At 66.3% G+C, this 11,192-nt stretch carries 11 protein-coding genes; 7 read left to right on the forward strand and 4 right to left on the reverse strand.

Annotated elements, in window-relative coordinates; translation table 11 throughout:
* The 6 genes from IT540_RS08555 to IT540_RS08580 form a co-directional block, all read left to right on the forward strand.
* A partial coding sequence (locus tag IT540_RS08555) for a SufD family Fe-S cluster assembly protein (protein WP_291175827.1) occupies positions 1-236 on the forward strand: 236 nt, incomplete at its 5' end.
* An 84-nt stretch (positions 237-320) separates the two neighbouring features.
* Positions 321-1,076, forward strand: a complete 756-nt coding sequence (gene sufC, locus IT540_RS08560) for a Fe-S cluster assembly ATPase SufC (protein WP_291175830.1) — start codon at positions 321-323, stop codon at positions 1,074-1,076.
* A 4-nt stretch (positions 1,077-1,080) separates the two neighbouring features.
* Positions 1,081-2,469: a Fe-S cluster assembly protein SufD gene (sufD, locus tag IT540_RS08565; RefSeq protein WP_291175833.1), complete on the forward strand. Its 1,389-nt coding sequence runs from the start codon at positions 1,081-1,083 to the stop codon at positions 2,467-2,469.
* A 34-nt stretch (positions 2,470-2,503) separates the two neighbouring features.
* Positions 2,504-3,775: a cysteine desulfurase gene (locus IT540_RS08570; protein WP_291175836.1), complete on the forward strand. Its 1,272-nt coding sequence runs from the start codon at positions 2,504-2,506 to the stop codon at positions 3,773-3,775.
* A 22-nt stretch (positions 3,776-3,797) separates the two neighbouring features.
* Positions 3,798-4,220 (forward strand): SUF system Fe-S cluster assembly protein, encoded by a 423-nt coding sequence (locus IT540_RS08575; RefSeq protein WP_291175839.1) that lies wholly within the window; start codon positions 3,798-3,800, stop codon positions 4,218-4,220.
* 197 nt (positions 4,221-4,417) lie between these two features.
* Positions 4,418-4,825: an iron-sulfur cluster assembly accessory protein gene (locus IT540_RS08580; RefSeq protein ID WP_291175842.1), complete on the forward strand. Its 408-nt coding sequence runs from the start codon at positions 4,418-4,420 to the stop codon at positions 4,823-4,825.
* A gap of 225 nt (positions 4,826-5,050) precedes the next feature.
* Here IT540_RS08580 and IT540_RS08585 read toward each other — a convergent pair whose 3' ends face one another.
* The 4 genes from IT540_RS08585 to IT540_RS08600 form a co-directional block, all read right to left on the reverse strand.
* Complete coding sequence (locus IT540_RS08585) at positions 5,051-6,955, reverse strand: potassium transporter Kup (RefSeq protein ID WP_291175845.1); 1,905 nt, start codon at positions 6,953-6,955, stop codon at positions 5,051-5,053.
* Between the two features lie 149 nt (positions 6,956-7,104).
* Positions 7,105-7,494 (reverse strand): type II toxin-antitoxin system death-on-curing family toxin, encoded by a 390-nt coding sequence (locus IT540_RS08590; RefSeq protein ID WP_291175848.1) that lies wholly within the window; start codon positions 7,492-7,494, stop codon positions 7,105-7,107.
* A gap of 13 nt (positions 7,495-7,507) precedes the next feature.
* Positions 7,508-7,729, reverse strand: a complete 222-nt coding sequence (locus tag IT540_RS08595) for an AbrB/MazE/SpoVT family DNA-binding domain-containing protein (RefSeq protein WP_291175851.1) — start codon at positions 7,727-7,729, stop codon at positions 7,508-7,510.
* Positions 7,730-8,017: 288 nt separating this feature from the next.
* A complete protein-coding gene (locus IT540_RS08600) occupies positions 8,018-9,886 on the reverse strand; it encodes a M3 family oligoendopeptidase (RefSeq protein WP_291175853.1) in 1,869 nt (622 codons plus the stop codon).
* 298 nt (positions 9,887-10,184) lie between these two features.
* On the opposite strand from IT540_RS08600, the gene IT540_RS08605 reads away from it, so the two are divergent.
* Positions 10,185-11,192, forward strand: a 1,008-nt coding sequence (locus tag IT540_RS08605) for a sigma-54 dependent transcriptional regulator (protein ID WP_291175855.1), incomplete at its 3' end; no start/stop codon positions are given.

Here is an 11,192-nt window from a genome sequence, read left to right on the forward strand (position 1 = left end):
CCATCCCCTATATCGAGGCCAAGACCGCGACCGCGATCTTCGAGCACGAGGCCACCACCTCGAAGATCGGCGAGGACCAGCTGTTCTACTGCCAGCAGCGCGGGCTCTCCGAGGAGGAGGCCGTGGCCCTCGTCGTCAACGGCTTCGTGCGCGACGTGCTGCAGCAGCTCCCGATGGAGTTCATGGCCGAGACGCAGAAGCTCATCGGCGTGTCGCTGGAAGGGTCGGTCGGATGATCATTCCCTCTCCCCATAAGAATGGGGAGAGGGAGAAGAACTACGGCCGACGGCGGGCCGAATTGAAGTTGCAGAGGTAAGAGAATGCTCGAGATCAAGAACCTGCACGTGAAGCTCGAAGACGAGGACAAGGAGATCCTCAAGGGGCTCTCGCTCACCGTGCCGAAGGGCGAGGTGCACGCCATCATGGGGCCGAACGGCTCCGGAAAGTCCACGCTCGCGCATGTGCTCGCAGGGCGTGACGGCTACGAGGTGACTGAGGGCGAGATCCTCTGGAACGGCGAGAGCCTCACCGAGCTCGAGCCCGATGAACGGGCCGCCAAGGGCGTGTTCCTGGCGTTCCAGTATCCGATGGAGATCCCGGGCGTCGCCGGGCTCACGTTCCTGCGCACGGCCGCCAACGCGGTGCGCAAGAAGCGCGGGGAGGCGGAGCTCTCGACGCCCGAGTTCCTGAAGCTCGTGCGCGGCAAGGCGGAACAGCTCAACATCGACATGGATATGCTGAAGCGGCCCGTGAACGTCGGCTTCTCCGGCGGCGAGAAAAAGCGCGCCGAGATCCTGCAGATGGCCGTGCTCGAGCCCTCGCTCTGCGTGCTCGACGAAACGGACAGCGGCCTCGACATCGACGCGCTCAAGATCGTGGCAGAGGGCGTCAACGCGCTTCGAAGCCCCGACCGGGCGATGCTCGTCATCACGCACTACCAGCGACTTCTGAACTACATCGTTCCCGACCGCGTGCACGTGCTCTCGAACGGGCGCATCCAGGCGTCGGGCGGAAAGGATCTCGCGCTCGAGCTCGAGAAGTCCGGCTATGCGGCATACCAGGGCAAGGCGGCGTAACCCCATGAGCATCGCGCAACAGATCACAACGGAGACCAAGGGGCGCGCAGCGCCCGTGCAGGTGCTCAAGACCAAGGCCGAGACGGCGCTGGCGGAGGCGTTCGCGCAAGCTGAGCGGAGCCTGCCCGGCGGCGACTGGCTGCGTCAGCTTCGTCGTGCCGCCATCGGCGCGTTTGGCGCCGAAGGACTGCCGCACCGGCGCGTCGAGGAATGGAAGTTCACCGACCTGCGCGCATTCATGCGCGAGGCGTTCCCGCTGGCGACGGACGCGGTGCTGCCGAAGCCGGCGGCCATCGAGGAGCTCGTCCGCGATGCACTCGCGGGCGCCGATCTCGCGAAGGCGTTTGCCGTCTTCGTCGACGGGCGAGGCGCGGGCGAAGCGGGCCTCTCGGCCATCTCCGAGGTGGACGGCGCCTTTCTTGCGCGGCTTGCCGATCATCCGCCGCCGTGGCTCGAAGCCGAGATCAGCGAGGTCGGCGGGCACGTGGGTGACAGCACGCTGGCGCTCAATACGGCGCTGTTCACGGACGGCGCGGTGATCGACATCGCGAACGGCCGCGAAATCGACACGCCGATCGCGCTCATCTTCGGCGACGCCGGTAGCGAATCGCGCACGGTTGCGACGCGCAACGTCGTGCGCGTCGGCAAGGGCGCGAAGATCGTGCTCGTCGAATCCCATCTCGTGCCGAACGCGCCGCGACAGGTGAATACGCTGACGCAACTCGTGATCGGCGACGGCGCAGAGGTAGTGCACGTCAAGCTGGTCGCGTCCCGCGAGGGCTCGATCCACCTCGGCCGCACGGTGGCGCGGCTCGGTGCCAACGCCAGCTATCGTCCGTTCGAGATGGTTGTCGGCAACGGCGTGGTGCGCAACGATCTCGCCGTCACGTTCCGCGGCCAGCATTCCTCGTTCGATCTCGGCGGGGCCAAGCTCGTCAGCGGCCACGGGCATGCCGACACGACGCTCGTCGTGGACCATGCGGTGCCCCACTGCACGAGCCGGGAGCTGGTCAAGTGCGTGCTTGCAGACCGTGGGCGCGGCGTGTTCCAGGGCAAGGTCATCGTGCGCCCCGACGCGCAGAAGACAGACGGCAAGCAGATGGCGCAGGCGCTGATGCTCTCGCAGGATGCCGAGTTCGACAGCAAGCCCGAGCTCGAGATCTATGCCGACGACGTGATCTGCGGGCACGGCTCGACCTCGGCGGAGATCGACCCCGAGCTCATCTTCTACCTGCGCTCGCGCGGCATCCCGCTGGCGGAGGCGCAAGCCATGCTGGTCGAGAGCTTCATCGGCGAGGCGATCGACAAGGCCGAGCCCGAGGAGGTGCAGGACGCGCTGCGCGCCCTTGCGCGCGGCTGGCTCGCCAGGGAAGCTCAGAGTGCCGGGAAGTAACTCGCCTCCCGGCGCGGGAGAGGAAGGACGCCATATGCCCACGGCCACGCGAAAGAAGACCGGCAAGACACCGCCCGTCCCGACGGCGCCCTACGACGTCGAGCGCATCCGCACGGACTTCCCGATCCTCTACCGGGAGATCTACGGCAAGCCGCTCGTCTACCTGGACAACGGCGCCTCGGCGCAGAAACCGCTGCCGGTGATCGAGGCGATGGACCATGCCTACCGTTTCGAGTACGCCAACGTGCACCGCGGGCTGCACTACCTCTCCAACACCGCGACGCAGCGCTTCGAGGAGGCGCGCGAGACCGTTCGCCGGTTCCTCAACGCGCCGTCCGTCGACCAGATCATCTTCACGCGCAACGCGACGGAGGCGATCAACCTCGTCGCGTCCTCGTTCGGGGCGCTCGAGATCGGCGAGGGCGACGAGATCGTGCTCTCGATCATGGAGCACCACTCGAACATCGTGCCCTGGCATTTCCACCGCGAGCGCAAGGGCGCGGTGCTCAAGTGGGCGCCGATCTCGGACAAGGGCGAACTTCTGCTCGACGAGTTCGAGCGGCTGCTCACGCCGCGCACCAAGATCGTCGCACTGACGCACATGTCGAACGTGCTCGGCACGGTTGTGCCGATCAAGCAGGTGATCGAGATCGCGCACGCGCGCGGCATTCCCGTGCTGGTGGACGGCAGCCAGGCGGCGGTGCATCTCCCCGTGGACGTGCAGGACCTCGACGCCGACTTCTACGTCTTCACCGGGCACAAGACCTACGGGCCGTCGGGCATCGGCGTGCTCTACGCCAAGAAGAAGTATCTCGACATCATGCCGCCCTACCAGGGCGGCGGCGAGATGATCGAGATCGTCGAGGTGGATCGCATCACCTACGGCCGCGCCCCGCACCGCTTCGAGGCCGGCACGCCGGCTATCGTCGAGGCGGTTGGATTGGGGGCGGCGCTTTCCTACATGATGCAGGTCGGGCGCGACCGGATCGCCCAACACGAGGCCGAGATCGGCACTTACGCGTTCGAGCGGCTGCAGGAGGTGCCTGGGCTCACGATCCACGGCACCGCCCCGGGCAAGGGCGCAATCCACGCGTTCTCGATCGATGGGCTGCATCCGCACGACGTGTCGACCATCATCGACCGCTCGGGCATTGCCATCCGCGCCGGTCACCATTGCGCGCAGCCGCTGATGGAGCGGCTCGGCGTCACGGCGACCTGCCGAGCGTCGTTCGCGATGTACAATACCAAGGCGGAGGTGGACGCACTGGTTGCGGCCCTGACGCGCGCCCGCGAGTTCTTCGCCTAAGGATGGGAGCAGAGCGTTCGCCATGAGCGAGTTGGAGACCCAGCAGGAGACGCCCCAGGAGGAGGCCGCCAAGACGGCGGCCGATGCGGCTCCCGAGAGCACCCCTCCGCAGGAAGAGTCCGCGCTGCCTCCGGAGGAGCTGGAGCGGCTGACGAACGATATCGTGGCCGCGCTCAAGACCGTCTACGACCCCGAGATCCCGGCCGACATCTACGAGCTGGGGCTGATCTACAAGATCGACATCAGCGACGACCGGGAGGTGGCGGTCGAGATGACGCTCACGGCGCCGGGCTGCCCGGTGGCCGGCGAAATGCCGCAGTGGGTCGAGGACGCGGTTAGCGCCGTTCCGGGCGTCTCCGGCGCGAAAGTCACGCTGACCTTCGATCCGCCCTGGGACCAGAGCCGTATGTCGGACGAGGCGCGGCTTGCCCTCAACATGTTCTGAGCGGGCATGTGGATGCGGGACGTCGCTTCGCGAGCGGGGCTCGTGCCCCGCACCCACGCCGGGGAAGATCCCCCGGACCCCCTCTTTTTGAGACATTGCCGTGCCAAGAGCCCATCTCGCAAAGGCGTGCGACGCGCGCTATATTCGGTGTGAAGCTCGTGTCACTTCCCGGCCTTGAACCAGGACAGCAGCACAATATGACCGACCAGACCTCCACTCCTGCCCGCCGGCCCCGGCCGAAGGTCCTGACGCTGACGCCCCGCGCCGCGGAGCGCGTGCGCGCCATCATGGAATCGAAAGGGCCGGAGGTCGCCGGCCTCAAAATCGGCGTGAAGAAAGGCGGCTGCGCCGGCATGGAGTACACCATGACCTGGGCCGACAGCGTCGGCAAATTCGACGAGGTCGTGGAGCAGGACGGCGCGCGGGTCATCGTCGATCCGCAGGCCGTGCTGTACCTGCTCGGCACGGAGATGGACTACAAGACCGACAAGCTCTCGGCCACGTTCGTGTTCAACAACCCGAACCAGACCGGCGCCTGCGGCTGCGGCGAGAGCGTCAACCTCGTGCCGGCCAGCAAGGACGTGGCCGAGGTGCTCGGCGACTAGCGCCTTTGGGCGGCGCCGTGCCCGAACGTGGCACGTCCCTCACCGCCCATCTCGCCGAAGGCGAGCCTTCGGCGAGATGGGCATCCTCTCCCGTCCCGGGAGAGGAAAGTGGGGCCGCGAGCGTGCGACGGGCTCCGCATCCTTCCTTCTCCCGGGACGGGAGAAGGTGCTCTGAAAGGGCGGATGAGGGACTTTTTCAAGCGCTCGCTCAGCGCCGCTTTTCCTTCAGATCGCGACCTGGGTGCCGACCTCAACCACGCGGTCGGTCGGAATCTGGAAGTAGGTCGTCGCGTCCTCGGCGGTGCGCGCCAGCCAGATGAACAGACGCTCCTGCCAGCGCGGCATCTCCGACCGCGTCGTGGTCCGCAGCGAACGGCGCGAGAGGAAGAACGACGTGGCGCCGATGTCGATGTTCAGGTCCTTGCGGCGGCAGCTATCCAGGATCTTCGGAATGCTCGGCGTCTCCATGAAGCCGTAGGACGCGACGATCCGGATGAAGGTCTCGTTCGAACGGTCGATGGTGACGCGCTCGTGGCGCGGCACGCGCGGGGTCTCCTCGGTGCGGATCGAGAGCAGGAAGTTGCGCTCGTGCAGCACGCGGTTGTGCTTCAGGTTGTGCATCAGGGCCGTGGGGGCGGCGTTGACATCGGCCGACAGGAAGATCGCGGTGCCCGGCACGCGCACCGGCGGCTTCGCCTCGAGCTTGCGGACGAGCCAGTCGAGGTCCGCCTCGTTGCGTCGCGTGAGCTTGGTCAGGATCCGATACCCCTTGACCCAGGTGACCATGACAAGGCTTACCACGGCGGCGATGAGCAGCGGGAACCAGGCTCCCTCAACGAGCTTCATGATGTTGGCGGCGAAGAACGTCTGCTCGATGAGGAGCAACGGCACCATGAGCGCGGCTGCCTTCCACAGCGGCCAGCGCCAGTATCGCCAGACGACGAAGAAAGCCATCAGCGAGTTGATGACCAGCGTGGCGGTTACCGAGACGCCGTAGGCGGTCGCCAGGCTTGACGAGGACTTGAAGCTGATGACCGTGATCACCACTCCGGCGAGCAGGAGCCAATTGACGCGTGGCAGGTAGATCTGCCCGGCCATGCTCTCGGACGTGTGGCGGATAAAGAACCTCGGCAGCAGGCCGAGCTGAATGGCCTGGCGCGCGAGCGAGAAGGCGCCCGTGATCACCGCCTGGCTGGCCACGACCGTGGCCGCCGTGGCCAGCACGACCATCGGCACCAGCGCCCATTCGGGATAGAGGCGGTAGAACGGGTTCTCAAGCGCGTCGGCATTGGACAGGACGAGCGCGCCCTGTCCCAGGTAGTTCAGCATCAGCGCCGGGAACACGAAGCCGAGCCAGGCGGCCTGGAGCGGCTTGCGGCCGAAATGGCCGAGGTCCGCATACAAGGCCTCGGCGCCCGTGACGGCAAGAAAGACCAGGCCGAGCACGGTCAGGCCGAGCAGCCCGTGCGTGGCGAGAAAGCGCACGCCGTACCAGGGATTGAGCGCTCCGACCACGCCGGGGTTGTCGAAGATATGGAGCAGGCCGCCGCCGGCGAGAGCCAGGAACCAGACGACCGTCAGCGGCCCGAAGAACTGCGCCATGCGGGCGGTTCCGTGAGACTGCACGGCGAACAAACCCACGATGATGATCAGCGCCAGAGGGATCACCCACGACTGGAACACGGGGGACACGAGGGTCAGACCCTCAACGGCGGAAAGCACCGAGATGGCCGGCGTGATGACAGCGTCGCCGTAGAAGAACGAGGCGCCCGCTATGCCGAGGCCCAGGAGCAGCGGCGAGCTGCGCTTGGCGACGGACTGGCCGAGGGCCATGAGTGCGAACGTACCGCCCTCGCCCTTGTTGTCGGCGCGGAGGAGCACGATCACGTACTTCAGCGTCACGATGAGAATGAGCGCCCAGAAGATGAGCGAGAGCACGCCGAACACCGCCTCGGTGTTGGCGGGGCTGCCGCTGCTGGCCGCGCGCACAGCCTCGCGGAAGGCATAGAGCGGGCTCGTACCGATGTCGCCATAGACGACGCCGATCGATCCTATGACGAGCGTCCAAAAATTCGTCGAGTGCGCCTCGCCGGGCTCGCCACCGAAATCGGTGGCCTTAGCGCGTGCCACGATCAGGCCTCTTCCAATATTGCTGCCCAGCAGCGAAATGCCGGCGCTTATACGCCTGTTCGGGAGGGCTCGTAAGCGGTCAAATTCGGAGCGCGCGGCACGGTTTCATCTTGACACCGCGACATTTGGGCTTCTGAGCGGGCACGCCGTCAGGCGCCGCCCGGCCAGTTGTCGCGGATCCAGCGCTTGAGCCCTTCCTCGTCGATCTCGCCGGCCGCAAGGCCTTGGATCATCACGACCGCCTCGGCGTTGTCGGCCACGAAATCAATGCCGTTGAGGCCGAGGAACGTCACGATCGAAAGGAGTGCGGCGCGCTTGTTGCCGTCGACGAACGGGGGGTTCTTGGCGATGCCGAACCCATACGCAGCCGCGAGTGCGGCGAGATCCGTCTCGCCGTAGGACCATTTATTTCGCGGGCGGTCGAGCGCCGATTCGAGCATGCCCAGATCGCGGATGCCGGCAGGGCCGCCGAACTCCCGGAGCTGCTCGTCGTGGAAGGCGATGACCAGCTCCGGGAAAAGCCAGACAGGCTCGGTCATTTTGTACGCGAGCTCATTTGGCCAGCTCGGTGAGCGCCGCGCGATATGTCTTCATCGCTTTCCGGGCTATCTCCAGCCCCTGCTCCAAGTCGGGGACGTAGCGGGAGATCTTGATGCCGTCCGGCGTCTCCGTCACCAGCACCTGGTCGCCCTGGGAGAGGCCCAAGCGCGCGAGAAGCTCCTTTGGCAGGATCAGTCCCGTCGAGTTGCCGATCTTCTTGATCTCGAGCTTCATGGCCGTCGCTCCGCGCTGTGTTATACAAACCGTATAACACAGGCAAACTACGTTGTACAGAATGTATAACGATCCAGCGGAAGGAAGGCCCTTGCCATCCTTCGACGTGTCTGGACTCCGGCCTTCGCCGAGTGACGGAATGATGGGGCAGGCGGCAGACCCATGCGAAACGTCATCCCGGCGGAGGCCGGGATCCAGACCACGCCACCGCAGCGGCGATCGCTGTCCTACGACCCGCCGCATGCCCGCCCAGCGAAGCCGGCGACGCATCCACCGGATCGGAGACCGTCACGCATTGGCGCGGTCCATGGCTTCCAACTCGTCGATCATGCCCTCGATGACCTTGAGGCCCTTGCTCCAGAAGGCAGGGTCGGTGGCGTCGAGGCCGAACGGGGCCAGCAGCTCAGAATGGTGCTTCGAGCCGCCTGCTTTCAGGAGGTCGAAGTACTTGGTCACGAAGCCCGGATGCGCCTCCTGGTAGAGGCCGTAGAGCGAGTTCACGAGGCAGTCGCCGAACGCGTATGCGTAGACGTAGAACGGCGAGTTGATGAAGTGCGGGATGTAGGTCCAGAACACCTCGTAGCCGGGCTTCAGATCGATCGCCGGGCCAAGGCTCTCGCCCTGCACCTCGAGCCAGAACGCGTTCAGCTCGTCGCTGGTCAGCTCGCCCTTGCGGCGCGCCTCGTGCACCTTGCGCTCGAACTGGTAGAACGCGATCTGGCGCACGACCGTGTTCAGCATGTCCTCGACCTTGCCGGCGATCATCGCCTTCTTCTCGCGCGGGCTCCTGGTCTCGGCCAGCAGCGCGCGGAAGGTCAGCATCTCGCCGAAGACGGAGGCGGTCTCCGCGAGCGTCAGCGGGGTGGGCGCCAGCAACGGCCCCTGGTCGCGCGCCAGCATCTGATGCACGCCGTGACCGAGCTCGTGAGCGAGCGTCATCACGTCGCGCGGCTTGCCCTGGTAGTTCATCAGCACATAGGGGTGGACTGACGGTACTGTAGCCGCCGAGAAGGCGCCCTGCGTCTTGCCCTCGCGCAGCGGCGCGTCGATCCAGCGCTTGTCGAAGAACTGCTTGGCGACGCTCGCCATGTCGGGCGCGAACGCGCCGTAGGCGGCGAGCACGATGCCCTCGGCCTCAGCCCACGTGAAGATCTGCTCCGGCTTGTCGGGCAGGGGCGCGTTGCGGTCCCAGTGCGAGAGCCGGTCCATGCCGAGCCAGCGCGCCTTCATGGCGTAATAGCGGTGCGAGAGGCGCGGATAGGCCTCGCGCACGCTCGAGACGAGCGCGTCCACCACCGGCGCTTCGACGCGGTTGGCGAGGTGGCGGCTGTCGGCCACGTCCTTGAAGCCGCGCCAGCGGTCGGAGATCTCCTTGTCCTTGGCGAGCGTGTTGGTGATCAGCGTGAAGAGGCGGATGTTGTCCTTGAACACCTTGGCAAGCGCGTCGGCCGCGGCGTGGCGGCGCGGCGCGGCGGGGTCCGAGAGCAGGTTCAAGGTTGCCTCGAGCGCCAAGGGCTGCGGCTCGCCCTCAACGTTGAAGCGCAGGCCGGTCATGGTCTCGCTGAACAGGCGATTGAAGGCGCCGCGGCCGGTCTGGCCCTTCTCGGTGAAGAGCTGCTCCAGCCTCTCGTCGAGCTGATAGGGCTTCTCCTTGCGCAGGTCCTCGAGCCACGGCTTGAAGCGCGCGAGATTGGCGTCGCTCATAGCGCCTTCGAGCGCCGGTTCCTCGATCTGGTTCAGCTCCAGCTCGACGAAGATGAGGTCGGTCGAGATGCGGGTCAGCTTCTCGGAGATGTCGCCGTAGAACTTGGCGCGCGCGGGGTCGGCCTGGTTCGCCGCGTAGAGAAGCCCCGCGAACGAGCCGAGCTTGCCCATCAGGTCGGACAACTGCTCGTAGGCGGCGATGGCCTCGGCAAGGGCGGCGCCGTTGGACGCCAAGCCCGCAAGCTTGCCCTGATAGCGCTCCTTGATGCGCTTGGCCTCCGCCGCCCCCCGCTCTAGGTCGGCGGCGACCGCTGGATCGTCGATGCCCTTGTAGAGATCGGACAGGTCCCACTCGGGGACGGGGCCGAGATCGCGCGCCTCGGTGCCCGATCCGCTCGGGGCATTCGGCCAAGCGAGGTCCGAAACGAGGGGCGCGCGCGAGATCGGCGTCATCAGGTGGGCTCCAGTCATTGGGGAAATGAAAGCTTAATCTGCGGGGTCTCGGCCGCGAGTTCAAGCCGCAAGAGCGTTGCGTCGCGCTGCCGTAAAGCCTGCTCCGGTGGGCGGGCTGGCGCAGGCACCGTGCTCCGTCTGATCAAAAAAGGATCAAGGTGGGCTTATTCGCAAGAGCTTGTTTACCCTTGTGGGGCAGTCTGGCTCTGTCGAGTTGCCGGTCGGCCCCGCGTCTCATGGCGGGACGCGCAAGCGTGAGCCCCGGCACTGCCCAAGTTCGTGTTGTGTACGAGTGACCATGGCAAAGCGTATCCTCATCGTCGACGACGATCCTGCTCAGCGCCGCCTTCTCGAAGAGACCATCAAGCGGTTCGGGTTCGAGACCCGCTCAGCCATGTCCGGCGAGCAGGCGCTCGAGGTGCTCGAAGGCCCCGAGCGCGGTACCATCTCCCTCGTTCTGCTCGATCTCGTCATGCCGGGCATGGGCGGCATGGCCGTCCTCGAACGGCTCAAGGGCAAGGCTGCACCGCCCGTCATCGTGCTGACCGCCAACGGATCGGTCGACGCCGCGATCAGCGCCATCCGGCTCGGCGCCGTCGACTTCGTCATCAAGCCCGCCTCGCCCGAGCGGCTCGAGGTCTCCATGAAGAGCGCCATGAAGATCGAGGCGCTGTCGGAGGAGATCTCGCGCATCAAGAAGAAGACCGAAGGCACGCTGACCTTCGACGACCTCATCGTGCACGGCGAAGGCATGCAGCGCGTGGTCGCGCTCGGAAAGCGCGCGGCGGCATCCTCGATCCCCGTGCTGCTCGAAGGCGAGAGCGGCGTCGGCAAGGAGCTGATCGCGCGCGCGATCCAGGGCGAGAGCGAGCGCGTTGGCCGTCCGTTCGTCACCGTCAACTGCGGCGCGATCCCCGAGAACCTCGTCGAGAGCACGCTGTTCGGACATGAGAAGGGCGCCTTCACCGGCGCCGTCGACCGGCGCGTCGGCAAGTTCCAGGAGGCGGACGGCGGCACCCTGTTACTCGACGAGATCGGAGAGCTGCCGCTCGATGCGCAGGTGAAGCTGCTGCGCGCGCTGCAGGAGGGCGAGATCGATCCGGTCGGCGGCAAGAAGCCGGTCAGGGTCAACTTCCGCCTCATCTCCGCGACCAACCGCGACATGATCCAGCTCGTCAAGGACGGGCTCTTCCGCGAGGACCTCTACTACCGGCTCAATGTGTTCCCGATCTGGGTGCCGCCGCTGCGCGAGCGCAGCGAGGACATCCCGGAGCTGGCGCAGCACTTCCTCGCCCGCTTCGGCGCC

The sequence above is a fragment of the Hyphomicrobium sp. genome, assembly GCF_020852195.1.
In the GTDB taxonomy this organism is placed as follows: domain Bacteria; phylum Pseudomonadota; class Alphaproteobacteria; order Rhizobiales; family Hyphomicrobiaceae; genus Hyphomicrobium_C.

Coding starts and splice junctions, on each gene's coding strand:
- sufC (WP_291175830.1), top strand. CDS start 321: ATGCTCGAGATCAAGAACCTGCACGTGAAGCTCGAAGACGAGGACAAG.
- sufD (WP_291175833.1), top strand. CDS start 1,081: ATGAGCATCGCGCAACAGATCACAACGGAGACCAAGGGGCGCGCAGCG.
- IT540_RS08570 (WP_291175836.1), top strand. CDS start 2,504: ATGCCCACGGCCACGCGAAAGAAGACCGGCAAGACACCGCCCGTCCCG.
- IT540_RS08575 (WP_291175839.1), top strand. CDS start 3,798: ATGAGCGAGTTGGAGACCCAGCAGGAGACGCCCCAGGAGGAGGCCGCC.
- IT540_RS08580 (WP_291175842.1), top strand. CDS start 4,418: ATGACCGACCAGACCTCCACTCCTGCCCGCCGGCCCCGGCCGAAGGTC.
- IT540_RS08590 (WP_291175848.1), bottom strand. CDS start 7,494: ATGACCGAGCCTGTCTGGCTTTTCCCGGAGCTGGTCATCGCCTTCCAC.
- IT540_RS08595 (WP_291175851.1), bottom strand. CDS start 7,729: ATGAAGCTCGAGATCAAGAAGATCGGCAACTCGACGGGACTGATCCTG.
- IT540_RS08600 (WP_291175853.1), bottom strand. CDS start 9,886: ATGACGCCGATCTCGCGCGCGCCCCTCGTTTCGGACCTCGCTTGGCCG.